A 26,853-nucleotide genomic window follows, 5' to 3' on the forward strand; every position below is an offset into this window, starting at 1 on the left:
GGCCGCGGCCGATGTTGATTACCCTGGGTCTGTTACTGCTGCTGGTGTTCTGGCTGTCCCTGGCCCTGGGGCCGGTCAGCCTGCCGCTGGGCGATACGCTGCTGGCCGGGCTGCGGCTGCTCGGGTTGCCGGTGGATGGCGGCGACAGCCAACAGGCGCAGCTGATCCTCGGTCAGATCCGCTTGCCGCGTAGTTTGCTGGGCATCGCGGTCGGCTCGGTGCTCGCGTTGTCCGGCGTGGCCATGCAAGGGTTGTTTCGCAATCCGCTGGCGGACCCGGGGCTGGTCGGGGTGTCCGGCGGCGCGGCGCTGGGCGCGGCTGTCGCCATTGTCGGCGGCAGCCTGCTGGGCGGTTTGCCGCCTGCCATCGAGCCGTACCTGTTATCGGTGTGCGCCTTCGTCGGTGGCCTGATCGTCACGGCGGTGGTGTATCGCTTCGGCCGCAGCGATGGCCAGACCAACGTCGCCACCATGCTCCTGGCAGGCGTGGCGATGACGGCCATGGCCGGGGCCGGAGTCGGTCTGTTCACTTACCTGGCCGATGACGCCACGCTGCGCACCCTGACCTTCTGGAACCTGGGCAGCCTCAACGGCGCCAGCTACCCACGCCTGTGGCCATTGCTGATCGTGGCGGTGGGCGTGGCATTGTGGTTGCCGCGTCGCGCGGCGGCGCTCAATGCGATGCTGTTGGGGGAATCCGAAGCCCGTCACCTGGGATTCAATGTCGAGCGGATCAAGCTTGAGCTGGTGCTGTGCACGGCGCTGGGTGTGGGGGCCGCGGTGGCAGCGGCAGGCCTGATCGGTTTTATCGGTCTGGTGGTGCCGCACCTGATGCGACTGCTGGTCGGTCCGGATCATCGGGTGTTACTGCCGGCTTCATTGCTGGCCGGTGCCAGCCTGTTGTTGCTGGCCGATCTGGTCGCCCGTTTGCTGCTGGCACCGGCCGAGTTGCCGATCGGTATCGTCACCGCACTCATCGGTGCACCCTTCTTCCTTTATCTGCTGGTACGGGGGCGTTCCTGATGCTGCGGGCCAACAACTTGCTGGTGCGGCGCGGCAGTCGCACCGTGCTGGCGGGCATCGATATCCAGTTGCATCCGGGTCAAGTCCTCGGCGTGCTGGGCCCCAACGGCGCCGGTAAAAGCACCCTGCTCGCCGCCTTGTGCGATGAGCTGCCGGCCAACGAAGGCACGGTCAGCCTCGACGATCGTCCTCTGGCCGACTGGCCGGGTCAGGAGCGGGCCAGACGCCTGGCGGTATTGCCCCAGAGTTCGAGCCTGAACTTTGCCTTCTCGGTCAATGAAGTGGTGGGCATGGGTCGCCTGCCCCATGCCAGCGGACGCGTGCGCGATGCGCAAATCGTCGCCCAGGCCCTGAGTGTCGCCGACGCCCTGCACCTGGCGGGGCGCAGTTATCTGGCCTTGTCCGGTGGCGAACGCCAGCGCGTGCACCTGGCGCGGGTGCTCGCGCAATTGTGGCCGGGTGCCGAGGGGCAGACCCTGCTGCTCGACGAGCCGACCTCGATGCTCGATCCGCTGCACCAGCACACCATTCTGCAAGCGGTGCGTGATTTCGCCGGGCGTGGTGCAGCGGTACTGGTGATTCTGCACGACCTCAACCTGGCGGCGCGTTACTGCGATCACCTGTTGCTGTTGCAGGACGGTCGCCCCCACGCCTACGGTACGCCGGACGAAGTCCTGACCGCCGAAGCGCTGGAGGCGGTGTACGGGCTGCAGGTACTGATTCACCAGCACCCGGAACGCGGCCACCCGTTGATTATCGCGCGCTGATATCCGCCCCCTCCCGTGTGAGGGGGCACCGTCTAGTAAGGAAAACCGATGCGCATTGTGCTGTTATGCCTGTTCAGCCTGCTGGCTGCCTGCCAGTCCCATTACGTATCGCCGCCACCGCCAGCGATCGCCCTGCAGGGGCGAGATCACGCCGATCTCGGGGTGATCCGCGAACTCGCCAGCGGGCGCACCCTCACCCCGCAAGAGCTGGTCGAACGCCTGGCGGTTGCGCCGCGGGTGCTGGTCGGTGAACAACACGACAATCCCGATCACCATGCCTTGCAACTGTGGCTGCTGCGCCAACTGGCGGCGCAACGTCCGCAAGGCAGCCTGTTGATGGAAATGCTCAACCCCGACCAACAGGCAAAAGTCAATGCGGCACAGGCCGCCACCCGTGCCGGTCAACCGCCGGCCGACCCGTACCAGGCACTGTCCTGGCAAGCCAACTGGGATTGGGGCGTTTACGGCGCACTGGTGACTTACGCCCTGCACCAACCCTACCCGCTGTTGTCGGCCAACCTGGACCTGGCGCAGATCATCCAGATCTACAAACAGCGTCCGACGCTCAGCGGCGAAGCGTCCACTACCCAACAGGTGCAAGCGACATTGCTGGCGGACATCCGCGAGTCCCATTGCGGCTTGTTGCCCGAAACGCAGATGCCGGCGATGCTCGCCGTACAGCAGCAGCGTGACCGGCGCATGGTCGAGCACCTGTTGGCGGCGCCGACGCCAGCCCTGTTGCTGGCAGGGGCGTTCCATGTGCGCAAGGATTTGGGGGTGCCACTGAATCTGCAAGACCTCGGCGCTGGCCAGGGCAATGCAGTGCTGGTGCTGGCCGAAGTGGGCAAGACGGTAAGCGCCGTTAGCGCGGATTACGTGTGGTATACGGCGGCGCAGCCGGAGCAGGATCACTGCGCTAAATTGCGACGTTAAAAGATCCCTGTAGGATCGCGATATATCTGCCAGGATTACGGTGTCTGGAAGGTCTGCAAGTAGGCCAGCAGATCATCGATTTTTTCCCGATCGCTGATGCCCCAGAAAATCATCCGCGTGCCGGATACCACGGCTTTCGGATCCTCGATGTAAGCGGCGAGCTTTTCCCGGGTCCAGATGATCCCGGATGACTTCATGGCATCGGAGTACTGATAGTCGGTAGTACTCCCGGCAACCCGCCCGATGACATTGTTGAGCTGCGGACCAAAAAAAGCCCGCGCCGACTCTCCTACCTGATGACAGCCACCGCACACCCGCTTGAACAGTTTTCCGCCCGCCTCGGCATCACCCTGGGCGTTCGCTGGCGTGGCGAACAGGCCTGCACCCAGGGTCAAAACGAGGGTCATCACAGCCGCTTTGTTCATTTCCAGCTCCAGCCTGCAGCGAAAAAATGGCCGCCATTTGAGCATGACCAAGGCACTAAACCGAAGCTTTTCAGACGCAAGAGGCCCAAGCCTACCGACCATCCCGCCAACCACGCCCCGCTTTCGCCCGCCTAAACTAGCTACTCACAACGTGCGTGGCATGAGCAGCCGCCACCCCACACCAACAGACGGAGGCTCAATCATGAAAATTGTCGTCATCGGCGGTACAGGCTTGATCGGAACACAACTGTGCAAACTCCTGCGCGAAGGTGGACATGATGTGGTGCCCGCCACGCCGAGTACCGGTGTCAACGCCGTCACCGGGGAAGGATTGCAGGCAGCGCTGCAAGGCGCCGACGTGGTGGTCGACGTCGCCAACTCACCTTCGTTCGAAGATGCTGCCGTGCTCGAATTCTTCGAAAAATCCGGACGCAACCTCGCCGCCGCGGAGAAAGCCGTCGGGGTCAAACATCACGTTGCGCTTTCGGTGGTGGGCACGGAACGAATGCTCGAAAGCGGCTACTTCCGCGCCAAGATGGCCCAGGAGGAATTGATCAAGAACGCCGGAGTGCCCTACTCGATCCTGCGCGCTACGCAGTTTTTCGAATTCATTGGTGCCATTGTCCAATACAGCATGCAAGGCGACACCGCTCGCTTGACCTCGGCCGCCCTGCAGCCAATTGCCTCGGCCGATGTCGCCGCGGCACTGGCTAAAATTGCCGTGGCGCCACCCACTGGCAAGACCGAGGAGGGGGCGGGGCCCGACAAGCAACCTCTGGTGTCGTTTGCCAAAACGTATCTGCAACACACCGGGGATGCGCGCGAAGTGATTACCGACGATAACGCCGGTTACTACGGCGCAGTAATCAACGACCAATCACTGACCCCGGGTGCCAATCCCATCCTCGGCAAGATTCACTTCGATCAATGGCTCAAAAGCGCCGGCGTCTAGCAGTCAGCCCGCTAACTTCATCAGGAGCGTCTCATGCGAACCTACGTTCTCCTCGCCCTGCTTGCACTGTCCACCCTGCCGGCCCGGGTCCTGGCCGCCGACGCGCCGCACCCGGATGTCAAGGAAGTGTCGGTCACCGCGCTTCCCGATTACCCCGGCAAGGAAGTACTGATGCTCACCGTCGAATACCCACCGGGCGGTGCCGACCCGGTTCATCGGCACGACGCCCACGGCTTCATCTATGTGCTCGAAGGCACCATCGTCATGGGGGTCAAGGGTGGCAAGGAAGTCACGCTGATGCCCGGACAAAGCTTCCACGAAGGCCCCAATGACATCCACACGGTGGGCCGCAATGCCAGCAAGGACAAGCCTGCCAAATTTGTCGTCTTTCTGTTGAAGGACCAGAACAAGCCGCCGGTCATCCCGGTTGATTGATACCCAGTGGCGCCCTTGGTTTTTTCGTCGGCACGCCACCCGTAGCAAGCTAGCTCCTGCAATGGCAAATCCCATGCACAAAAAATCCGGAACCCTGTGAGGGGGTCCGGATTTTATTTCCTGCCGTCAGTCGTTGAAATCGGTGGACAGCGCCAACTCATTCCACTGCGCCAGTTCCTGGGCGACAAAACGGTTTTTTGCTTCGATGCGCGCGATGGTATCGCTGCCCAGTGCCAGACGTTGCGGCGGGTTAGGTGCATTGACCAGGGCCAGCATGGCCTCGGCAAATTTCACCGGATCGCCCGGTTGGGCGTGGTTGGCGGACTCGGCATATTTACGCATCGCGCCCACGGTTTCATCGTAGTCCGATAGCTCCAGCGCGGTCTTGACCAGCGACTGCTCGTCGAGGAAGTCAGTGCGGAAGAAGCCCGGCTCCACCACCGTGGCGTGGATACCCAGCGGCGCCAGTTCCTGATGCAGCGCCTCGGTAATACCTTCCACCGCAAACTTGGTGGAACCGTAGACACCCCAGCCCATGTAGGCCTGGTAGCCGCCGATGGAGGAAATGTTGATCACATGCCCGGAGCGCTGGCGACGCATGTGCGGCAGTACCGCGCGGGTCACGTTGAGCAGGCCGAAGACGTTGGTGGCGAACAGACGCTCGGTCTCGCTGGCGCTGGTTTCTTCTACCGCCCCCAACACGCCGAACCCGGCATTGTTGATCAGCACATCAATGCGGCCGAAACGCTTGATGCCTTCTGCCACGGCCTGATGCGCTTCCTCCTCGCGAGTCACGTCCAGACGCACGGCCAGCAGGTTTGGATGGCCGCCAAGTTTGGCGGTTATTTCTTCGGGTTTACGGGCAGTGGCAATGACCGCGTCGCCGGCACGCAGAGCACGTTCTGCGATGAGAGTACCAAAACCACGGGAAGCCCCAGTAATGAACCAAGTACGCATTTCAACTCCTCCTGTCAGCGACCCGAGCGTTATTGCCGGGCTTTCTTGATGAGTTGACGCAACTTTAAAACTGCATTAGTGATGTGATAATCCCAGTAATATTGCATGACTTTATGAAAGGCATTCACATATGAAAGCGCCTTCGGCAGTTGACCTTTCGACCTTCCTGTGTGTGGCCACGCATCTGAATTTCAGCCGGGCAGCGGTCGAACTGGGGCTGACGCCTTCTGCGCTGAGCCATGCGGTGCGCACCCTGGAGAACAGACTCGGCGTCAGGCTGTTTAATCGCACCACCCGCAGCGTGGGCCTGACCGAAGCCGGCGAGCGTCTCTTTGCGCGACTGAAACCTGCCTTTCGCGATATCGACGATGCCTTGGAAGACCTGAACAATTTTCGCGACAAACCCTCGGGCAACTTGAGAATCACCGCGGGTCGCCAGGCCGCCGAATTGGTGCTGTTGCCGCTTGCCAGCAGGTTCCTCGAAGCCTATCCGGACGTGAAACTGGAGATCGTGACGGACGATGCGCTGGTCGATGTAGTGGCGCAGGGCTTTGACGCCGGAGTCCGTTTCGGCGTTCGGTTGGAGGCGGACATGGTCTCCCTGCCGATTGGCAGCTACATGCGCTCCGTGGTCGTGGGCTCAGCGGAATTTTTCCGCAAACATCCCGTTCCGCATAAACCCGAGGATTTGCATGGCCTGCCGTGCATCCGCCATCGTTTCCCCAGTGGCGCGTTGTATCGCTGGGAGTTCGAACGTGGCGGGATCGTCCAGGAAATCGAAATAGACGGCCCGCTAACCCTGGGCGACGTCAGCCTGATGGTCGGCCCGGCGTTGCAGGGCGTCGGCGTGACCTACCTCTTTGAAGACATGGTCAAGGCGCAGATTGCCGACGGCAGCCTGATCCAGGTGCTGGGTGACTGGTGCCCCTACTACCCCGGCCTGCATCTGTACTATCCAAGCCGACGGCATGTGCCGGCAACGCTCAAGGCTTTCATCGAATTTGCCCGCGCCGCACGGGAGGTCAGTCCACGATAGCATTGCCCGTGAAAACCCGAGGCCGCCTCTGCTTTGTGATACCTGAGCGAGCTTGCTCGCGAAAAACGTCCGGAATACGCGATCCTTCAGACAGAGCGCGTTATCGTTTTCGTCCATCGCGAGCAAGCTTGCTCCTTCAGACAATAGACTCCGGTCGTGGACGAGCAAATCGCGCTGCGCCATGGCGTCCACAACGACTGTTGTCTACCTTCGGCGGCGAGAACTTCATCCTGAGGCCGCGCCCTGCTGCACTTTTGCCAGGACGTCCAGCGTCTTTACCCGGGCGTCTATAAACAGGCGAAGACGTGCCCGCAGGTGACGGCGTGGGTCATACAATCTGCTGAAAACTTTTAGCCCAGAGAGAGAACCGATGATCACTTGCTACCTGAAATACGTTATCGATCCCTACCAGCTCGATGCCTTCGAGCTTTACGGCAAACTGTGGATTCCCCTGGTGGAAAAATTCGGCGGCCAGCATCACGGCTATTTCCTGCCGTCGGAAGGCGCCAACAACATTGCCATGGCGATGTTCAGCTTTCCAAGCCTCGCCGCCTACGAAAGTTACCGACAACAATCGATGAACGACGCGCAGTGCATCGCCGCCTTCAAATTCGCCGAAGAGAAAAAGTTCATCCTCAGCTATGAGCGGACCTTTCTGCGGCCGGTGTTTGGCGACGCCTGATTCAGTCTTGTTGCAGATCCAGGCAATAGGTGTAGTAGCCCGGATCGCGCGCATAGCCCAGTGACTCATACAGACGCTGGGCACTGAAATTGTCGGTGGCGGTTTCCAGGGACATGCCTTTGGCTCCCATCAACCGCGCAAAGTCGCGGGCGGTGTTCATCAGCAGCGTGCCAACGCCTTTGCCCCGGGCGGCGGGCGTGGTGAACAGGTCGCCGAGCAGCCAAGTGCGGTGCGCATCGATGGAGGAAAAGGTCGGGAACATCTGCACGAAACCCAGCGCTTCGCCGTTGGCGTCCTCGGCGTAGAAAATCACCGACTCGTCGCGGGCGATGCGTTCGGCGATGAAGTTGCGCGACTGGGGCAGGTTCGACGGCTGGCCGTAGAAGCCGCGATAGGCATCGAACAACGGGGCGATTTTTTCGATGTGGGAGGCGTCAGCGCGCAGGGCCAGGATAGCCATGAGGGTGCTCCATTGCGGTCTGGGGGAGTTTGAGCCTAGCAATGGGAATCGAATTTTTCCTGTGGGAGCGAGCCTGCTCGCGAAGGGGCCATAACATTCAACATTGATGTTGACTGGCCCACCGCTTTCGCGAGCAGGCTCGCTCCCACATTGGATTGTGTCAAACCCGCACGTTACGCCCCGGCAACGTCGTGCGCTGGCTGTTTTCCCAGTTCTCCACCAGCCCCACCGGCACATCCGACGCCGGCAACATCTTCACCCCGCGAACTAGATCCGAAGCCCGCTCGGCGAGCATGATGGTCGGCGCATTGAGGTTGCCGTTCGGTTCGGTCGGGAACACCGAAGAGTCGATCACTCGCAACCCTTGGATGCCATGCACCCGCAGCTCGGAATCCACCACCGCCATGTCGTCCTCGCCCATGCGGCACGAGCCACACGGATGGTAAGTGCTTTCGAGGTTGTCACGGACAAAGGCATCGAGATCTTCATCGCTGGTCACCAGCGCTCCGGGGGCGATTTCGCCGTCGCGGAAACGGTCCATGGCCTTCTGGCCGATGATCTCCCGGGTCAGGCGGATGCAACGGCGGAAGCCTTCGCGATCTTCTTCGCGTTGCAGGTAGTTGAAGCGGATTTCCGGGTGCTCGTACGGATCGGCCGATCGCACCCGCACATAGCCACGGCTTTTCGGTTTGTTCGGGCCCGTGAGCACCATGAAACCGTGGCCCTTGATCGGCTTGTTGCCGTCGTAACGCATCGCTGCCGGCAGGAAGTGGAACTGAATGTCCGGCCAGCGCAGGCCCTTCTCGGAGCGGATGAATCCACCGGCCTCGAAGTGGTTGGTGGCGCCCAGGCCGTCCTTGAACAGCAGCCAGCGCAAACCGATCATCAGTTTGCTCAGCGGGTCCATCTTGCTGTTGAGCGTCACCGGTTCCTTGCAGCCGAACTGAATGTACACCTCGGCGTGATCCTGCAGGTTCTCCCCTACCCCCGGCAGGTCATGGCGCACGGCGATCCCGGCCTTGCGCAGGACCTCGGCCGGGCCGATGCCGGAGCGTTGCAGCAGGTGCGGCGAACCGATAGGCCCGGATGAGATGAGCACTTCCTTGTTGCAATAGACCTGGTGGGTCTGGCCACCGTGGTCATAGATGATGCCCACGGCACGCTTGCCTTCGAGGATCACCTGGCGAGTCATCGCGTGGGTGATCACCGTCAGGTTCGGACGGCCCATGGCCGGACGCAGATAAGCATTGGCCGTGGAGCAGCGCACGCCATTCTTCACGGTCATGTGCATCGCACCGAAACCTTCCTGCATATAGCCGTTGCAGTCTTCGGTCTTGATGTAGCCCGCCTCGGCACCGGCTTCGACCCAGGCCCCGTACAACGGGTTTTTCATGTGGTTGCCGTTGGTGGTGTGCAGCGGTCCGGTCTGCCCGCGATAGCTGTCGCCACCGGACTCGTAGCTTTCGGCACGCTTGAAGTACGGCAGGCAATTCTTGTAACCCCAGCCCTGGGCGCCGAGGGATTCCCATTCGTCGAAATCCAACGCGTGGCCGCGAATGTACACCAGGCCATTGATCGACGACGAACCACCCAGCACCTTGCCCCGTGGGCAATGAATGCGCCGGCCGTTGAGGTAGGTTTCCGGCTCGGTTTCGTAGCGCCAGTTGTACTTCTTGGTGTTCATCGGGATCGAGAACGCACTGGGCATCTGGATCACCACGCTCTTGTCGCTGCCGCCGAATTCCAGGACCAGCACCGAGGTGGCCGGGTCTTCGCTCAGGCGGTTGGCCAACACACAACCTGCCGAGCCTGCGCCAATGATGATGTAGTCGTATTTTTGCGTGGTCATTCTTTGCGTGGTCATGGCTATCTCCCGACCGTCGATTCAGTGAATACCGGCAGTGGTTGCTGTTTGTGGGTCAGCGTGTCGCCAGTGGTGTATTGCGGGCAGGTCTTCTCGATCTGCTGGATAACGGCTTCTTCGCGTTTGAGGTCGATCGAGCGGCTCAGCCAGTAGTACGCCAGCCCCGAGACGATCAGCCCCACCAGCCAGGCGATGTCGATGCTGCCCAGCGCCTTGGCCAGCGGGCCGACATACACTTCGCGTTGTTCAACGCCGTCGTAGATGTAGAAGAACGGAATCATCGAGATAAAACCGATGGCATAGGCGGCGATACCGCGCAGGCCCCAGCTGCCGTAGATGTTGCCGTGGGGCATGAAGAAGTGCGGGATGGCGTAGCGGCCCTTGCGCACGAAGAAGTAGTCCGTGAGGTTGACCGAGGTCCAGGGCACCAGGAAGTACAGCATCACCACCAGGTAGATGCCGAGCACCGACAGGCCTTTGCCGGAACTCTGGATGCTCAGGGCCACGCCCAGTTGCAGCAGGATCACGAAGGCGATGGCGAGGATCCGCGCCTTGCGGGTCGGCTCGATGTGCTTGATCGAATCGACACAGGTCAGGGTGGTCAGCTTGGCGCTGTAGATGTTCATCGCGATCACCGGCAGGAAGGCCAGGATGGTCACCACCACGACCACGGTGCCCATCAGCGGCGACACGGTGTTGCCGACTTGACCCAAGGCCACCAGCACATCGGTTGAGTGCAGGTGATCGGCCAGCCAGCCACCGACGGAGATCATCCACGCACCGGACAGCGAAGCACCGAGAAACACCACGGCAATCAGCTTGCCGCTGGAGGTGTTCTTCGGCAGGTAACGCGAGTAGTCCGACACGTACGGGGCATAGGCGATGTTGTAACTCGCCGCCGCCGCGAACTGCGCGATAAAACCGGTCCAGTTGAAGCCCAGCGGTGCCGGGGCCGCTTCGCCCTCGGCAAGCGCCGGCAGTACCGCATCCGGCACCCAGCCCATCAACACCGCCAGTGTCACCAGGCCGTACAGCGGCAGCGACAGGTACAACGCCCATTTGAAGCTGCGGTGCATCCAGTCATGGCCGAGGATCGCCAGCACCGCCGCCGGGATGGTCACCGCCACCGCGATCACCGCGGGGTTGAATCCGAACAGCGTGTGCAGGCCCTGCATCATCAGGACCAGATTGACGATGTTGAACCCGGCGAACACGAACAGCGTCGCCAGCAGCACCAGGATCACCCCGCGGTAACCGAACTGCGCGCGGGACTGGATCATCTGTGGCAAGCCAAGGTGCGGGCCTTGCGAACCGTGAAACGCCATGAACAGCGTGCCGAACATGATGCCCAGCGTGCCGGCGAGTGTGGTCCAGAGCGCGGTCAGGCCGACACTGGGGCCGACGAAGCCGATGGTCATGGTGAAGAAGGTGAAGTTGCCGAGGAACCAGAACGGGCCCTGGCTCGACAGTTTGTCGGTGCGCTCGCTCTCGGGGATGAAGTCAATCGAATGCCCCTCGACGACGGATTTGTCGTCGAGGGAGGACACACTCGTGGCGGACTTGGCGTTAGTGTTCATGATGGACTCTTATTGTTGGAAGATCATGACGAGATAACCGCGTTCTTTCGGGTGAACGACATCCCTGTTGGGGTTCCTGTGGGAGCGAGCCTGCTCGCGAAGGCGATGTGTCAGGCAACATTGATGCTGGATATGCCGGCCTCTTCGCGAGCAGGCTCGCTCCCACAGGTTTTGTGTCGTTCAAAGAGTCAGCCTTGACTCACGGCAGCGTGATCCACACCGCCTTGGTTTCGAGCAGGTAATCGAGCTGCTCGGCGCCCAGGTCCTTGCCGAACCCGGACTGCTTGTAGCCACCGAACGGCATCGACGGGTCGAGGGTGCCGTGGGCGTTGACGTAGACCGAGCCGGCCTTGAGGCGTGGTATCAGGCTGTGCACCTTGCCAAGGTCGTTGGAATACAGGGCTGCCGCCAGGCCATAAGGCGAGTCATTGGCCAGGGCCAGCGCCTCTTCCTCGTCATCGAACTTTGCTGTCACCAGCACCGGACCGAAGATCTCTTCCTGGACGATGCGCATGTCGTTGCGGCAGTTGGCGAAGATGGTCGGTTCGACGAAGAAGCCAGGGCCATCGACCGGTTGGCCGCCGTAGACCAGTTCGGCGCCTTCAGCCTTGCCGGTCTCGATGTACTCGGTCACGCGCTGCTTTTGCAGGGCCGAAACCAGTGGGCCGATGAAGCAGTCCGGGTCCAGGCCCGGGGCCATTTTCAGGGTGCGTGTGTAGGCGATCAGCTCACGCAGGAATTCGTCGTAGACACTGCTATGAATATAGGCCCGCGTGCCGGCATCGCATACCTGTCCGGAGTTGAAAAACACGCCATTGGCGACCGCTTGTGCAGCGGCCGGAATGTCGGCATCGGCAAAAACGATGACCGGTGATTTTCCGCCGAGTTCGAGGGTCAGCCGCTTCATGTCGTCCAGTGCTGCGCGGCCAACGGTACAGCCCACCGGGGTCGAACCGGTGAAGGTCAATTTGTCGATGCCGGGGTGGGTGGCCATGGCCGCGCCGACCACGCTGCCACGTCCGGTGACGATGTTGATCACACCGTCCGGAATGCCCGCTTCCTGCACCAGTTCAGCGAAACGCAGGGCCGACAGCGACGTCAACTCGGCGGGTTTCACCACTACGGTGCAACCGGTGGCCAACGCCGCGCCGAGCTTCCAGGCCATGGTTTGCAGGGGGAAGTTCCACGGCACGATGGCGCCGACCACGCCCACCGCTTCCTTGCGGGTATAGGCCAGGTAATTGCCCGGCAGCGAAGGCTCGACGGTGCGCCCGTGGAGCTTGGTGGCCCAACCGGCGAAATAGCGCAGGGTATCGACGGTGCCCTGGATATCGACGTCCTTGGCGAAGGCGACCGACTTGCCCATGTCGATAGATTCGATTTCCGCCAGTTCGGCAGCGTTCTGTTCAATCAGGTCGGCCAGGCGCTGGATCAGGCGTTCGCGTTGCGCCGGTTTGGCCTGGCGCCATTCGCCACCGTCGAACTGCGCACGGGCGGCTTGCACGGCGCGGTCCAGGTCATCGGTAGTGCCCATGGGAATGCGGGTGATCAAGCCTTCGGTCGACGGCTCGATGACGTCGGAATTCTGGCCGTCGCTGGCTTCGACCCAGGCACCGCCGATGAACATCTTCTGCACTTTGCTGAGGAAGGTCTGGGTGGCTTCGGAGACGCCGAATTTCTGCAGGTAACTTTTGACGATCGTGTCCATTTTTATTCTCTCTGCCCGGCAGTCAGGCACTGCCGGGGTATGTGGTTTCGATGTTCAGGCTCGGCTCTTAAGCCAGCGTCGATTCACTCACGGCGGCCGCCCGCACCTTGCCACGCTCGTGGAAGATGAAACCGATGCTGTTGAGCAGCAGTTGCGCGGCGAGGATCGAGGTCATGCCGGTCGGGTCGTACACCGGTGCGACCTCCACCAGGTCCATGCCGACGATGTTGCCTTTACTGCGCTTGGCCAGGGCCTGGATGATTTCCAGCACTTCGTAGTAGAGGAAGCCGCCGTGACTCGGGGTACCGGTGCCAGGGGCGATGGACGGGTCGAAACCGTCGATGTCGATGGTGATGTAGTAGTTGATGTTCTGCGGGATCAGCGCCAGTACACCTTCGACGCCAAGGCGACGCACATCACGCACCGAGAGGATCTTCGAGCCGGCTTCGTGGGCCGCTTCGTAGTCGTCGCGGTTGGACGACGAGACGTTGCGGATGCCCATCTGGGTCATGCCGACGATGTGGTTCATTTCCGAGGCGCGGCGCAGCGGATTGCCGTGGCCGTAACGCACGCCGTGGCGCTCGTCGACGAAGTCCAGGTGCGCATCGAAGTGGATGATGTGGATCGGCCCGCGCCCTTCGAAGGCCTTGATCACTGGCGCGTGCACCGAGTGATCGCCGCCGAGCACCACCGGCATCACACCGGCATCGAGGATCTTGCGCACGGCGTATTCGGTGTTCTTGTTACTGGTGGCCATGTCGGTGTGGACGATGTCGGCATCACCGACGTCGACCATGCGCACGTCCGACGCCGTGAGGTACATCACGTCGTCTTCGTGGTCATAGGCGCCGGCGTGGCCGAAGGAAAACAGCGTCGATGCTTCGCGAATCCCGCGTGGTCCGAAGCGTGCGCCGGAGCGCCACTGGGTGCCCATGTCGTTGGGCACGCCCAGCACCGCAACGTCGGCATCCAGCGCGTCCCAATCGGTGCACACCGGGGATTTGCCAAAGGTGCAATGACCCACGAATGGCAGGTTCAGACGACCGGATTCATAACCGTTGTTCGACATTTCTAGCCTCTCCACTTCTTGTTATCGGCTTGGCGGACTGCAAGGCGACCGCCGTTGGAAAGACTATGAGCGCAGGTTTTCGTGGAAAAAATGCTAAACATCAGATACTCATATCGGCATTACCGATGCATCCACAAGCGGGAGGTTCCAGGTGATTCAACTGCACGATGTCGACCTGAAGTTGCTTCGGGTGTTTGCCACAATTGTCCGTTGCGGCGGTTTCTCGGCCGCCCAGGCGGCGTTGAATGCCGGGCAGTCGACGATCAGCGAACAGATGACCCATCTGGAAACCCGCCTTGGGGTCAAGCTCTGCCAGCGCGGGCGCAGCGGCTTTCGCCTGACCGAGCAAGGGGTGGCGATTCACGAAGCCACCCAGCGCCTGCTGTCGGCGGTGGAAAATTTCTGCATGGACGCCGACGTGCTCAAGCAGCACATCAGCGGCAAGCTCAACCTGGGGATCATCGACACCACCATCACCGACCCGGATTCGCCGATCCCGCGCACCACCCAGCGCTTCGTGTCGCGCGGGCATGATGTGCACCTGAACGTGTACGTCGGCACCCCCGCCGAACTGGAGGAACGGGTGCTCGACGGCCGCTTGCACCTGGCCATCGGGCACTTTCCGATCCATCTGCCAGGCCTGTTGCAATCGCCGCTGTATCAGGAAGCGCTGGGGTTGTATTGCGGGCGCCGGCATCCGCTCTACGGGAGCAAGGCCGAAGGGGCCGAACTGCTTGAAGAAATCGGCGCGGGCCGCATCGTCGTGCGCGGCTACATGCAGCAATACGACCTGGAACACTTGGGCGTGAGCAAGGCGGCGGCCACCGTGGACAACATCGAGGCCTCGGCGATCCTGATCATCTCCGGCGCCTACATGGGTTTCCTGCCCGAGCACTTCGCCTCCCAGTGGCTCAAGTCAGGCGAGATGCATCAACTGGGCCCGTCGAGCCTGCGTCTGAAGTCACCGTTCGACGTGATCACCCGGCGCGGCGTGGCACCATCGCCGATCCTGCAGGCGTTCCTTGAGGACCTGGCCGCCAGCGCGCGCAAAACGGCTAACGGATGACGTGACGCTCGCCAAATTCAAATTCGCCCCGGCATACTGATTTCCGTTCGCCCATCTTGCAGGCCTGTCATGCGCATCCACGTCACCTTCATCGACCGCGTCGGCATCACCCAGGAAGTACTGGCCCTGCTCGGCGGGCGCAGCTTCAATCTGGACGCCGTGGAGATGGTGCCGCCGAACGTCTACATCGATGCTCCGACCCTCGGCGCCGAAGTGCTGGAAGAGTTGCGCGAGGCACTGTTCGGCGTGCGCGGCGTGCAAGCGGTGACCATGGTCGACATCCTTCCTGGGCAACGTCGGCGCCTGCAACTGGATGCCTTGCTCGCTGCCAGTTCCGACCCGGTGCTGGCAGTGGATGATCGTGGGCACGTGCTGCTGGCCAACCCGGCATTGATCGCCCTGTGCGGTCGCGAACCGGCCGGTGAATCGCTGAGCGCGCTGTTCGACGATGCCGATTTGCAAAGCACCTTGATCGCCCACCATTTCCGTCTGCCCATGCACGAGGTCAGCCTCGGCGGCCACACCTTGCTGCTCGATGCCATGCCGATCACCGACGCCGGCGCCCTGCTCACCCTCTATCAACCGAACCGCATCGGCGAACGCCTCTCGGCGCTGCACCATGATCATGCCGAAGGTTTCGATGCGTTGCTCGGTGAATCGCCGCCGATCCGCTCGCTCAAGGCCCGCGCGCAACGGGTGGCGGCCCTCGATGCACCGCTGTTGATCCAGGGTGAAACCGGCACCGGCAAGGAACTGGTGGCCCGCGCCTGTCACGCGATCAGCGGTCGCCGTGACAAGCCATTCCTGGCCCTCAATTGCGCTGCGCTACCGGAGAGCCTGGCCGAAAGCGAGCTGTTCGGCTACGCCCCCGGTGCGTTCACCGGTGCGCAACGGGGCGGCAAGCTCGGGCTGCTGGAACTGGCCGACCAGGGCACGGTGTTTCTCGACGAAGTCGGCGAGATGTCGCCGTATCTGCAAGCCAAGCTGCTGCGCTTTTTGAGCGATGGCTGCTTCCGTCGGGTCGGTGGCGATCGTGAGGTCAAGGTCAATGTGCGGATCCTCAGTGCGACCCACCGCGACCTGGAAAAAATGGTCAGCGAAGGGCATTTTCGCGAAGACCTGTTCTACCGCCTCAATGTGCTCAACCTGCAAGTACCGCCGCTGCGCGAACGTGGCCACGACATCCTGTTGATGGCCCAGCACTTCATGCAGCAGGCCTGCGCGCAGATCCAGCGCCCGGTCTGTCGCCTGGCGCCCAGCACCTTTCCAGCCCTGCTCGGCAACCGCTGGCCGGGTAACGTACGGCAATTGCAAAACGTGATCTTTCGCGCCGCGGCGATTTGCGAAAACCCGCTGGTGGACATTGATGATCTCGACATTGCCAGAACGGCTGTGGAGCGCCAGAACGATGGCGAGGTGGGCAGCCTTGAGGATGCTGTCGAAGGGTTTGAAAAGAATCTGCTGGAAAAGCTTTATCGCACCTATCCGTCCAGCCGCTTGCTCGCGGCGCGGTTGCAGACCTCCCATAGTGCGATTGCCATTCGGTTGCGTAAGTACGGGATTCCCAACAAGCTCTGACCGCCGATTTCACAAACACTGAAAATCCCTGTGGGAGCGGGCTTGCCCGCGATGAGGCCGTGTCAGTCACCATTTTTTTGCCTGATACACCGCAATCGCGGGCAAGCCCGCTCCCACAGGGATTGAGTGCTACCCGACATTGTCTGCAAATCGATACAGCGTATCGAAATCAAGACAAAACCCTCTCAACCCTCTGGACCGGACTTCGGGCCGTCATCCTGGCATCTCTGTATTGATTTCAATACGAACTCAATCCCCCCAACCGCCTTTCATAATCATAACTATATGATTTAAAACAAATAAACAAGATTGGCACCACCCTTGCTATCTCTCCTCCAGTCAAGCTCGCTACCCACACACGAGCCTGCCCATCGACCTCCGCCACCTGCAGCGGATGAGTCTGAACAATGAGGAGTTGATATGAGCGAAATGCGTTTTACCGTCGAACACGAATGGCTGCGCACCGAAGCTGACGGCAGCGTCACCGTCGGGATCACCGCGTTTGCGCAACAGGCGCTGGGGGATGTGGTGTTTGTTCAAGTGCCTGAATTGGGAAGCTTCAACGCCGGTGCCGAAGTGTCGGTCGTGGAATCGGTGAAAGCCGCCAGCAGCATCGGCATGCCGCTGGACGGTAAGGTGCTGCAAGTGAACTCGGAATTGGACAGCACCCCGGAGCTGGTCAACGAAGATCCGCTGGGCGAAGGCTGGTTCTTCCGTTTCCAGCCCGCTGACGCTGCCGCTGTCGGCCAATTGCTGGATCAGGCCGCCTACGACCGCCTGATCCAAGACCAGACCGACGCGTGAGGATTGCCCATGACCGCCCTCCTCGACACCCGTAACGAATTCATCGCCCGCCACATCGGCCCCCGCGCCGGTGACGAGCAAGCCATGCTCAACACCCTCGGTTTCGACTCCCTCGAAGCCCTGAGCGCCAGCGTCATTCCCGACAGCATCAAGGGCACCAGCGTACTCGGCCTGGAAGACGGCCTGAGCGAAGCTGACGCACTGGCAATGATCAAAGGCATCGCCGGCAAGAACCAACTGTTCAAGACCTTCATCGGCCAGGGTTACTACGGCACCCACACGCCGTCGCCGATCCTGCGCAACCTGCTGGAAAACCCGGCCTGGTACACCGCCTACACCCCGTACCAGCCGGAAATTTCCCAGGGCCGTCTCGAAGCCCTGCTGAACTTCCAGACCCTGATCAGCGACCTCACCGGCCTGCCGATCGCCAACGCTTCCTTGCTCGACGAAGCCACCGCCGCCGCCGAAGCCATGACCTTCTGCAAGCGGCTGAGCAAGAACAAGGGCAGCCACCAGTTCTTCGCCTCCGTGCATTGCCACCCGCAGACCCTCGACGTGCTGCGCACCCGTGCCGAGCCGTTGGGCATTGAGGTGGTGGTCGGTGACGAGCGCGAATTGAGCGACGTGACGCCGTTCTTCGGTGCCCTGCTGCAATACCCGGCGAGCAACGGTGATGTGTTCGATTACCGTGCCCTGACCGAGCGCTTGCACGCTGCCAACGCCCTGGTGGCGGTGGCCGCCGACCTGCTGGCCCTGACCCTGCTGACCCCGCCGGGCGAATTCGGCGCCGACGTGGCCATCGGCAGTGCACAACGCTTCGGCGTGCCGCTGGGCTTCGGTGGCCCGCACGCGGCTTACTTCTCCACCAAGGATGCGTTCAAGCGCGACATGCCGGGCCGTCTGGTCGGTGTCTCCGTCGACCGTTTCGGCAAGCCGGCCCTGCGCCTGGCGATGCAGACCCGCGAGCAACACATCCGCCGCGAGAAGGCCACCAGCAACATCTGCACTGCGCAGGTATTGCTCGCCAACATCGCCAGCATGTACGCCGTGTATCACGGTCCGAAGGGCCTGACGCAGATCGCCCAGCGTGTGCACCAGCTGACCGCGATTCTGGCCAAGGGCTTGAATGCTTTGGGCTTGCAGGTTGAACAAGCAAACTTCTTCGACACCCTGACCCTGAACACTGGCGCGCAAACCGCTGCGCTGCACGAGCAGGCCCGCGCCCAGCAGATCAACCTGCGCGTGGTCGACGCTGAACGCCTGGGCCTGTCTCTCGACGAAACCAGCACCCAAGCTGACGTTGAAACCCTGTGGGCGCTCTTCGCCGCCGGCCAGACCCTGCCGGACTTCACCGCCCTCGCCGCTGCTACTCAAGCGACTATCCCGGCGGCCCTGCTGCGCCAGTCGCCAATCCTCAGCCACCCGGTGTTCAACCGCTACCACTCGGAAACCGAGCTGATGCGCTACCTGCGCAAACTGGCGGACAAGGACCTGGCGCTGGACCGCACCATGATCCCGCTGGGTTCGTGCACCATGAAACTCAACGCCGCCAGCGAAATGATCCCGGTGACCTGGGCCGAATTCGGTGCCCTGCACCCGTTCGCCCCGGCCGAACAAAGCGCCGGCTACCAGCAACTGACCGATGAACTGGAAGCGATGCTCTGCGCCGCCACCGGTTACGACTCGATCTCGCTGCAACCGAACGCCGGTTCGCAAGGCGAATACGCCGGCCTGCTGGCGATTCGCGCCTACCACCAGAGCCGTGGCGAAGACCGTCGCGACATCTGCCTGATCCCGTCCTCGGCCCACGGCACCAACCCGGCCACCGCACAAATGGCCGGCATGCGCGTGGTGGTTACCGCCTGCGACGCCCGCGGCAACGTCGACATCGAAGACCTGCGCGCCAAGGCCATCGAGCACCGCGAACATCTCGCGGCCTTGATGATCACCTACCCGTCGACCCACGGCGTATTCGAAGAAGGCATCCGCGAAATCTGCGGCATCATTCACGACCACGGCGGCCAGGTGTACATCGACGGTGCCAACATGAACGCCATGGTCGGCCTCTGCGCCCCGGGCAAGTTCGGCGGCGACGTCTCGCACCTGAACCTGCACAAGACCTTCTGCATTCCCCACGGCGGTGGCGGCCCGGGCGTCGGCCCGATCGGCGTCAAGTCGCACCTGACCCCGTTCCTGCCGGGCCACGCGCACATGGCACGCAAGGAAGGCGCGGTCTGCGCCGCACCGTTCGGCAGCGCGAGCATTTTGCCGATCACCTGGATGTACATCCGCATGATGGGCGGCGCCGGCTTGAAGCGTGCTTCGCAGCTGGCGATCCTCAACGCCAACTACATTTCCCGCCGCCTCGAAGAGCACTACCCAGTGCTGTACACCGGCAGCAACGGCCTGGTGGCCCACGAGTGCATCCTCGACCTGCGCCCATTGAAAGACAGCAGCGGCATCAGCGTCGATGACGTCGCCAAGCGCCTGATCGACTTCGGCTTCCACGCCCCGACCATGTCCTTCCCGGTGGCCGGCACCTTGATGATCGAGCCGACCGAAAGCGAATCCAAGGAAGAACTGGACCGCTTCTGCGACGCCATGATCCGTATCCGCGAAGAAATCCGCGCGGTGGAAAACGGCACCCTGGACAAGGACGACAACCCACTGAAAAACGCCCCGCATACAGCGGCTGAGCTGGTGGGCGAGTGGTCGCATCCGTACAGCCGTGAGCAGGCGGTTTACCCACTGGACACCTTGATGGACGGAAAATACTGGCCGCCGGTCGGTCGGGTCGACAACGTGTTTGGCGATCGCAATTTGATCTGCGCCTGCCCTTCAATCGCCGACTACGCCTGACCACACATCCCCTGTAGGAGCAAAGCTTGCTCGCGATGAACGATAACTCGGTGCATCGCATAGACCGCATAACGGCCATCGCGAGCAAGCATTGCTCCTACAGAAAAAACAATCAGAGGAAATCACCATGTTCAGCAAACACGACCAGATCAAAGGCTACGACGACGAACTGCTGGCGGCGATGAACGCCGAGGACGCGCGGCAGGAACACCATATCGAGCTGATCGCTTCGGAGAACTACACCAGCCAACGGGTCATGGAGGCGCAAGGCAGCGGCCTGACCAACAAATACGCCGAAGGCTATCCGGGCAAACGCTATTACGGCGGCTGCGAACACGTCGACGTGGTCGAGCAACTGGCCATCGACCGCGCCAGGCAACTGTTCGGTGCCGACTACGCCAACGTCCAGCCGCACTCCGGCAGCCAGGCCAACGCGGCGGTGTACCTGGCGTTGCTGCAGGCTGGCGACACCGTGCTGGGCATGAGCCTGGCCCACGGCGGTCACCTGACCCACGGCGCCAAGGTGAGTTTTTCCGGCAAGCTCTACAACGCCGTGCAATACGGCATCGACACGGCGACCGGGTTGATCGACTACGACGAAGTCGAACGTCTGGCCGTCGAGCACCAGCCGAAAATGATCATCGCCGGATTCTCCGCTTATTCGAAGACCCTGGACTTCCCGCGTTTCCGTGAGATCGCCGACAAGGTCGGCGCCTATCTGTTCGTCGACATGGCCCACGTCGCCGGGCTGGTGGCCACCGGTCTCTACCCGAACCCGCTGCCCTACGCCGACGTGGTCACCACCACGACCCACAAGACCCTACGCGGTCCACGCGGTGGCCTGATCCTGGCCAGGGCCAATCCTACACTTGAGAAAAAGCTCAATGCTGCCGTATTCCCCGGTGGCCAGGGCGGCCCGCTGATGCATGTGATCGCCGCCAAGGCCGTGTGCTTCAAGGAAGCACTGGAGCCGGCGTTCAAGACTTATCAGGCGCAAGTGATCCGCAACGCCCAGGCGATGGCGCAGGTCTTTATCGAACGGGGCTATGACGTGGTGTCCGGTGGCACCGACAACCACCTGTTCCTGGTCAGCCTGATCCGCCAGGGCCTGACCGGCAAGGACGCCGACGCCGCGCTGGGCCGTGCCGGCATCACCGTGAACAAGAACGCCGTGCCCAACGATCCGCAGTCGCCGTTCGTGACCTCAGGCCTGCGCATCGGTACGCCGGCGATCACCAGCCGTGGTTTCAAGGAAGCCCAGAGCATCGAGCTGGCCGGCTGGATCTGCGACATCCTCGATCATCTCGGCGATGCCGATGTCGAGGCTCAGGTCGCCCGCCAGGCTGCGGCGATGTGCAGCGATTACCCGGTCTACCGCGACTGATCACACACCACAAATCCCCTGTAGGAGCGAGCATGCTCGCGATGGTCGCTAACGATAACGCTGGGAGTCTGATGCCCCGCGGCGTTCTCACGTCCATCGCGAGCATGCTCGCTCCTACAACTGAGGAAAACCTATGAACACAGTGCAAGTCGGCACCAAACTGCGCGGCGCGGAAAAGGTCGCGCGGATTCCAGTGAAAATCATTCCCACCGATGAGTTCCCGCGCAAACCCGACTGGATTCGCGTGCGCATGCCGGCCTCCCCCGAGGTCGACCGGATCAAGCAACTGCTGCGCAAACACAAGCTGCACAGTGTCTGCGAGGAAGCCTCGTGCCCAAATCTGGGCGAGTGTTTTTCCGGCGGTACCGCCACCTTCATGATCATGGGTGACATCTGCACCCGTCGCTGTCCGTTCTGCGATGTCGGCCACGGGCGTCCGAAACCGCTGGACGTCGATGAGCCGACCAACCTCGCCGTGGCCATCGCCGAACTGCGCCTCAAATACGTGGTGATCACCTCGGTGGACCGCGACGACTTGCGCGACGGGGGCGCCCAACACTTCGTCGACTGCCTGCGCGAGATCCGCAAGCTGTCGCCGGGCATTCAACTGGAAACGCTGGTGCCGGACTATCGTGGCCGGATGGACGTCGCCCTGGCGATCACCGCCCTTGAGCCACCCGATGTGTTCAACCACAACCTGGAAACCGTACCGCGCCTGTACAAGGCCGCGCGGCCGGGCTCGGATTTCGAGTGGTCGCTGGATCTGCTGCAGAACTTCAAGCAGCGGGTGCCGCAGGTTCCAACCAAATCCGGGCTGATGCTGGGCCTGGGGGAAACCGACGAGGAAGTCATCGAGGTCATGCAGCGTATGCGCGAGCACGATATCGACATGCTCACCCTCGGCCAGTACCTGCAACCGTCGCGCAGCCACTTGCCGATCCAGCGTTTCGTGCACCCGGATGTGTTTGCGTGGTTTGCTGAGGAAGGCGCCCGCATGGGCTTCAAGAACGTGGCCTCTGGACCGCTAGTGCGCTCGTCCTATCATGCCGACCAACAACTTCATGGAGGTGCCGCCGGTTTCAAGCCATGATGAGGTGACTTGTCATGCAATTGCGGAGGCCCGGCCCGATGCCATTTGTCGTTCGAACATTGCTCCCGTTCCTGAGTCTCGCCTTGTCGGGTGTCGCCGGTGCCGAGCCCAGGCCCGAGCACATGGTGTATTTACGCACGATCGATCCGGGTATCGAGCAAGACATCCGTTATGCCAGCGCCCACAACTTCACCGGGCACCCGCTCGACGGTTACGAAGCGCCCGAGTGCTTGCTGTCGCTGGATGCCGCCAAAGCCCTCGTCCGGGTGCAAACGGCATTGCGGGCGCAAGGCTATGGCTTGAAGGTATTCGATTGCTATCGCCCCAGCCGCGCGGTCGCGGACATGGGGCGCTTCGCCACGGAGCCGGGCGACCCGCGCAAGGCCGAGTTCTATCCTCGGGTGGACAAGCAAGACTTCTGGCGCCTGGGCTATGTGGCGCGGGTATCCAATCACTCCAAAGGCGGCACCGTCGACCTGAGCATGACGGGACCGGGCGCCCTGCCCGCCGACACCTGGACGCCGTCGGCCACGCCAGTCGATTGCACGGCACCTTATGGTCAGCGTTGGCACGACGGCGCAGTCGACATGGGCACCGGTTTTGATTGCTTCGATGAACGTGCCCATACCGATTCGACGTCGATCACTGCGACGGCCATGGAAAATCGCAAGCGACTGACCCGCGCCATGGAGCAGGAGGGATTTACCGGTTACTCCGCCGAGTGGTGGCACTTCACTTATACCCGGGATGCGACGTTGAAGACCGTCATGAACTTCCCCATTACACCGCTGGCGCCATGAACAGTCTTTGCAGAATCTGCGCGTTGCTGATTCTGCTGATGCCCTGTGCCGCGAAGGCGCAAGGGCTCGACGGTAGTGGTCAGTTGATCGTGGTCACCAGCAAGAACTGGGATGACATCCAGGGCAGCGCCCAACGTTATGAACGGCACGGCAGCACCTTCGAAAAAGTCGAAGCGCCGTTTGCGGTGGTTCTCGGAAAACACGGCATGGGCTGGGGCAAGGGACTGCTCGACACTCAGCAACTTCAGGGGCCGGTGAAACAGGAAGGCGATGGAAAGGCGCCAGCCGGGATTTTCAAACTGGGCAGCGCTTTTGGCTACGACGCTTCAGTTGAAACTCACCTGCCCTACCTCGCACTGACCTCGACCATCGAATGCGTGGATGACAGTCAGTCCACTCATTACAACGAACTGGTCGACGGCTCCACGATTGCGAAAGACTGGAACAGCTCCGAACGCATGCGCCGCGGTGACGACTTGTATCGCCAGGGCATTTTCATCCACCACAACACGCCGGCTTCCCCCGCCGCCGGGTCGTGCATCTTCTTTCACATCTGGCGCGGCCCCACGACACCGACCCGTGGCTGCACCGCCATGGCCCCGGCGGATATCGCCCACTTGTTCAGCTGGCTGGACCCACGCCAGTCCCCGCTACTGGTGCAACTGCCCGAGGCGCAGTACGAGCAGTTGCGGGAACGCTGGCGCCTGCCACCGCGCTGACCCCAAGCGAGCGCCTGGCCAGGCGGATCTTGCCCAGCGTTTCGACAAAGGGCGTAACGATCAGGCTGTAGAGGGTCAGGTAACGGCCATGATCCGCTTCGCCGGTGCCGAAGCGGATGGGCTCCGGTTGCGCTTGGGTGACGTACAGCGTGCCGAACATCCAGTCCCAGATTGACAGGTTGACCCCGAAGTTCTTGTTGAAGTGCCGCGGTGCGTCGCTGTGGTGAATCTGGTGCTGGGCCGGGCTGTTCAGCACGTGCTCGACCCGCGGCCCGAAGGACAGCCAGACATGGCTGTGGCGCAGATTGGCTGCCAGGGCGTTGAGGATAAACACCATGTAGGTTACGCCGAACAACGTGTAACGGCTGATCTCCCCGCCACAGGCGTACCAGAAAAAGCCGGCAAAGGCGCTGATGAACACGAGGTCGATCAAGCGCTCGACCACCTTCTCGAGGAAATGCACCCGGCTCGCCGTCACCGGCACCAGCACCAGCACCGTCGCCGAATGATGGACCTTGTGGAACGCCCACAGGTAGCGCGAGTGGTAAGCGCGGTGGGCCCAGTAATGGAGGAAGTCCCGCAGCAAGAACACGCCCAAGCCATAGAGCAGGGACAACGCCAGGTGCTCCTCGAACTGCCCCCGTGCGCCCCACAGCTGAGTGAAAAAGCGGATGTAGTCCCCGGAGCGCAGTACGTACGGGTCCACCAGGCCGACGATGGGCACCACCAGCAGGACTTTGAGGATGGCGCGCACGAAGTAGTAGCGGTAATCGAGCAGCGCCGAAGGATGAAAATGCACACGGTTGCCGCCGATGAACTGCCAGAAGGTGTGCGCGTCGGTCAGCCCGCGGGATCTGCGCCAGCGGAACAGGCCGTAAGCCACAGCGTAGGAGGTGAAAAGAAAGGCCACACAGAGACGACCATTCAGGTCGAAGAGCCCCAGGAACCGGTCGCTGACAGGCGCAATCAGCCACCGGTACAGGTACTGGTCGAACGGTGCGAGAACATCCATGAAAAGGCTGCCCCCTGCTGAAGTAGAGCCTTGTGTGTCGGTTCGAAAAAATGCTTTGCGCAGGAGCACGGCAAGCCGGCTCCTGCGATATGTGATTGCGGATGTATCTTATTCAGGTCTTTGGATTTCGGCAACCGGCACAACCCCTGCCGATGTCCTGGCCAGCAGGAAATACAGAATTCCCGGCACCACCAGCCCGACGATCCAGGAAATATCCACGCCGCCGAGTTGCGCGACCATCGGCCCGGAATAGAAATGGGTGTCGACAAAAGGCAGCTGGATCAACACGCCGATCACGTACACGCTGATCCCCAGCAGGTTCCAGCGGCCATAGCGCCCCGCCGGGTCGGACAATGCCGGGATGTCATAACGCTCCTTGTTGATGAAGTAGTAGTCCACCAGGTTGATCGCGCTCCAGGGGGTGAAGAACGTCAGCAGGAACAGGATGAAGTACTTGAACGAGTTGAGGAACGAGTACTGGCCCAGCAGAGCCAACGTGGTGGACGCCGCCACAATCACCAGCACGAACAGCATGCGCTGGCCGACGGTGATTTCCAGGCGACTGCGAAAGCCGCTGATGATGGTGGCTACGCACATGAAGCTGCCATAGGCATTGAGGGTCGACACCGTGACCTTGCCGAACACCACGCTCAGGTACAGTAAGGAGGCCATCACCCCGGTACTGCCCAGGCCGACGATGGTCGCCACTTCATGACCGCGAAAGTTCGCCCCCGCCAACGCCGCGGCAAACACGCCCAGTACCATCGACGCCTGGGCGCCCAGCACTGTGCCGAGGCCGACGGCGGTGAAGGTTTTCCAGGATGAGGTCTTGCTTGGCAAGTAGCGCGAATAGTCCGCCACGTACGGGCCAAAGGCGATCTGCCAGGAAGCCGAAAGCGACACCGCCAGCAGGAAGGTGCTCCAACTGAAGTGGCGGTTTTCCAGCAGCAGGCCGATGTCGTTGAGGCTCATCAAGCGCGTAAACAGATAGACGAACGCGATGACGCCCAGCACGCTGGCCACCCGCCCGACCAGGTGGATCACCCGGTAACCGAACATCGTCAGCAGCGCGATGCACGCGGCGAAGATCAGGATGCCGGCGCTGTCGCTGACGCTGATCAACTGGGCAATCGCCTGGCCCGACAACACCGCACCGGTGGCGCTGAAGCCGAGGTACATCAGGCACACCAGCACAATCGGGATCGCCGCGCCGTACACCCCGAACTGCACGCGGCTGGAGATCATCTGCGGCAACCCGAGTTTTGGCCCTTGCGCTGCGTGCAGCGCCACCACGGCCCCGCCCAGCACCTGGCCGATCAGCAAGCCGACGAGCGACCAGAACACGTCACCCCCCAACACCACGGCCAACGCTCCGGTGACGATCGCGGTGATCTGCAGGTTGGCGCCGAGCCACAGGGTGAACTGACTGTACAGGCTGCCGTGACGCTCGGCTTCAGGGATGTAATCGATCGAGCGGGTCTCGATCAGGGGACTTCGTTGTGGACTATCGGTCATTATTTTTGTTCTCTTCAAAAGTAGAAGGCATCGCACAAATCCTGTGGGAGCCCCTTGTGGGAGATTCTATGGTTGGTGGGGGAAGCCTCTGGACGTGAAGGCAGCCTGGTTTCGCGGATGTACTCGTTCCCTGTAGGAG

The 26,853-nt window shown here is 61.9% G+C and carries 24 protein-coding genes; 15 read left to right on the forward strand and 9 right to left on the reverse strand.

Annotated elements, in window-relative coordinates; translation table 11 throughout:
- Positions 1-38: 38 nt before the first annotated feature.
- From ACA058_RS20040 to ACA058_RS20050, 3 genes are read left to right on the forward strand one after another with little or no spacing between them, the layout of a single operon-like run.
- The gene (locus ACA058_RS20040) at positions 39-1,022 is read left to right on the forward strand and encodes a FecCD family ABC transporter permease (protein ID WP_162135896.1); all 984 of its coding nucleotides are present in this window, start codon (positions 39-41) and stop codon (positions 1,020-1,022) included.
- Positions 1,022-1,789, forward strand: coding sequence for a heme ABC transporter ATP-binding protein (locus ACA058_RS20045; protein ID WP_497635582.1), 768 nt, complete (start codon positions 1,022-1,024; stop codon positions 1,787-1,789). The genes ACA058_RS20040 and ACA058_RS20045 overlap by 1 nt, the downstream gene beginning before the upstream one ends.
- Positions 1,790-1,837: 48 nt before the next feature.
- Entirely contained in the window at positions 1,838-2,722 is an 885-nt protein-coding gene (locus ACA058_RS20050; RefSeq protein ID WP_497635583.1) for a ChaN family lipoprotein, read from the forward strand.
- A gap of 35 nt (positions 2,723-2,757) precedes the next feature.
- Here the strand turns inward: ACA058_RS20050 and ACA058_RS20055 are convergent, their stop codons facing one another.
- A complete protein-coding gene (locus ACA058_RS20055) occupies positions 2,758-3,147 on the reverse strand; it encodes a c-type cytochrome (RefSeq protein WP_497635584.1) in 390 nt (129 codons plus the stop codon).
- Between the two features lie 202 nt (positions 3,148-3,349).
- Here ACA058_RS20055 and ACA058_RS20060 point away from each other — a divergent pair, with 202 nt between their 5' ends.
- Positions 3,350-4,099: an SDR family oxidoreductase gene (locus ACA058_RS20060; RefSeq protein WP_497635585.1), complete on the forward strand. Its 750-nt coding sequence runs from the start codon at positions 3,350-3,352 to the stop codon at positions 4,097-4,099.
- A gap of 33 nt (positions 4,100-4,132) precedes the next feature.
- Positions 4,133-4,534: a cupin domain-containing protein gene (locus ACA058_RS20065; RefSeq protein WP_497635586.1), complete on the forward strand. Its 402-nt coding sequence runs from the start codon at positions 4,133-4,135 to the stop codon at positions 4,532-4,534.
- Positions 4,535-4,660: 126 nt separating this feature from the next.
- On the opposite strand, the gene ACA058_RS20070 is transcribed toward ACA058_RS20065, so the two are convergent.
- Positions 4,661-5,491 carry an oxidoreductase gene (locus tag ACA058_RS20070; protein WP_497635587.1) on the reverse strand — a complete coding sequence of 277 codons (831 nt, stop codon included), beginning with the start codon at positions 5,489-5,491 and terminating at the stop codon, positions 4,661-4,663.
- 130 nt (positions 5,492-5,621) lie between these two features.
- Between ACA058_RS20070 and ACA058_RS20075 the strand changes: the two genes are divergently transcribed.
- Positions 5,622-6,527 (forward strand): LysR family transcriptional regulator, encoded by a 906-nt coding sequence (locus ACA058_RS20075; protein ID WP_497635588.1) that lies wholly within the window; start codon positions 5,622-5,624, stop codon positions 6,525-6,527.
- A gap of 370 nt (positions 6,528-6,897) precedes the next feature.
- A complete protein-coding gene (locus ACA058_RS20080; protein WP_497635589.1) occupies positions 6,898-7,209 on the forward strand; it encodes an NIPSNAP family protein in 312 nt (103 codons plus the stop codon).
- Position 7,210: 1 nt separating this feature from the next.
- On the opposite strand, the gene ACA058_RS20085 is transcribed toward ACA058_RS20080, so the two are convergent.
- The 5 genes from ACA058_RS20085 to speB form a co-directional block, all read right to left on the reverse strand.
- The gene (locus ACA058_RS20085; RefSeq protein ID WP_497635590.1) at positions 7,211-7,669 is read right to left on the reverse strand and encodes a GNAT family N-acetyltransferase; all 459 of its coding nucleotides are present in this window, start codon (positions 7,667-7,669) and stop codon (positions 7,211-7,213) included.
- 160 nt (positions 7,670-7,829) lie between these two features.
- Positions 7,830-9,518 carry a choline dehydrogenase gene (betA, locus tag ACA058_RS20090; protein ID WP_497639972.1) on the reverse strand — a complete coding sequence of 563 codons (1,689 nt, stop codon included), beginning with the start codon at positions 9,516-9,518 and terminating at the stop codon, positions 7,830-7,832.
- 17 nt (positions 9,519-9,535) lie between these two features.
- Positions 9,536-11,110, reverse strand: coding sequence for a purine-cytosine permease family protein (locus ACA058_RS20095; RefSeq protein ID WP_497635591.1), 1,575 nt, complete (start codon positions 11,108-11,110; stop codon positions 9,536-9,538).
- 199 nt (positions 11,111-11,309) lie between these two features.
- A complete protein-coding gene (locus ACA058_RS20100) occupies positions 11,310-12,818 on the reverse strand; it encodes an aldehyde dehydrogenase family protein (protein WP_497635592.1) in 1,509 nt (502 codons plus the stop codon).
- A gap of 67 nt (positions 12,819-12,885) precedes the next feature.
- The gene (gene speB / locus ACA058_RS20105) at positions 12,886-13,887 is read right to left on the reverse strand and encodes an agmatinase (protein WP_497635594.1); all 1,002 of its coding nucleotides are present in this window, start codon (positions 13,885-13,887) and stop codon (positions 12,886-12,888) included.
- A gap of 151 nt (positions 13,888-14,038) precedes the next feature.
- On the opposite strand from speB, the gene ACA058_RS20110 reads away from it, so the two are divergent.
- From ACA058_RS20110 to ACA058_RS20145, 8 genes are all read left to right on the forward strand, one after another.
- Positions 14,039-14,953 (forward strand): LysR family transcriptional regulator, encoded by a 915-nt coding sequence (locus ACA058_RS20110; protein ID WP_497635595.1) that lies wholly within the window; start codon positions 14,039-14,041, stop codon positions 14,951-14,953.
- A gap of 69 nt (positions 14,954-15,022) precedes the next feature.
- Complete coding sequence (gcsR, locus tag ACA058_RS20115) at positions 15,023-16,531, forward strand: transcriptional regulator GcsR (RefSeq protein ID WP_497635596.1); 1,509 nt, start codon at positions 15,023-15,025, stop codon at positions 16,529-16,531.
- Positions 16,532-16,951: 420 nt separating this feature from the next.
- Complete coding sequence (gene gcvH / locus ACA058_RS20120; RefSeq protein WP_497635597.1) at positions 16,952-17,335, forward strand: glycine cleavage system protein GcvH; 384 nt, start codon at positions 16,952-16,954, stop codon at positions 17,333-17,335.
- Between the two features lie 9 nt (positions 17,336-17,344).
- Positions 17,345-20,194, forward strand: a complete 2,850-nt coding sequence (gcvP, locus tag ACA058_RS20125; protein ID WP_497635598.1) for an aminomethyl-transferring glycine dehydrogenase — start codon at positions 17,345-17,347, stop codon at positions 20,192-20,194.
- Positions 20,195-20,321: 127 nt separating this feature from the next.
- Positions 20,322-21,578 (forward strand): serine hydroxymethyltransferase, encoded by a 1,257-nt coding sequence (gene glyA, locus ACA058_RS20130; protein ID WP_497635599.1) that lies wholly within the window; start codon positions 20,322-20,324, stop codon positions 21,576-21,578.
- A 133-nt stretch (positions 21,579-21,711) separates the two neighbouring features.
- Positions 21,712-22,668 (forward strand): lipoyl synthase, encoded by a 957-nt coding sequence (gene lipA, locus ACA058_RS20135; protein ID WP_497635600.1) that lies wholly within the window; start codon positions 21,712-21,714, stop codon positions 22,666-22,668.
- Between the two features lie 38 nt (positions 22,669-22,706).
- Entirely contained in the window at positions 22,707-23,468 is a 762-nt protein-coding gene (locus tag ACA058_RS20140) for a M15 family metallopeptidase (RefSeq protein ID WP_497635601.1), read from the forward strand.
- On the forward strand, positions 23,465-24,187 hold the full coding sequence (locus ACA058_RS20145) for a L,D-transpeptidase family protein (protein ID WP_497635603.1): 723 nt from the start codon (positions 23,465-23,467) through the stop codon (positions 24,185-24,187). Before ACA058_RS20140 ends, ACA058_RS20145 begins: the two co-directional genes overlap by 4 nt.
- Here ACA058_RS20145 and ACA058_RS20150 read toward each other — a convergent pair.
- Positions 24,090-25,199 (reverse strand): sterol desaturase family protein, encoded by a 1,110-nt coding sequence (locus ACA058_RS20150; protein ID WP_497635605.1) that lies wholly within the window; start codon positions 25,197-25,199, stop codon positions 24,090-24,092. The two genes, ACA058_RS20145 and ACA058_RS20150, sit on opposite strands and share 98 nt — an antisense overlap.
- A 108-nt stretch (positions 25,200-25,307) precedes the next feature.
- Positions 25,308-26,714 (reverse strand): purine-cytosine permease family protein, encoded by a 1,407-nt coding sequence (locus ACA058_RS20155; RefSeq protein WP_497635606.1) that lies wholly within the window; start codon positions 26,712-26,714, stop codon positions 25,308-25,310.
- Between the last annotated feature and the right edge of the window lie 139 nt (positions 26,715-26,853).

The sequence above is a fragment of the Pseudomonas sp. LBUM1649 genome (assembly GCF_059716155.1).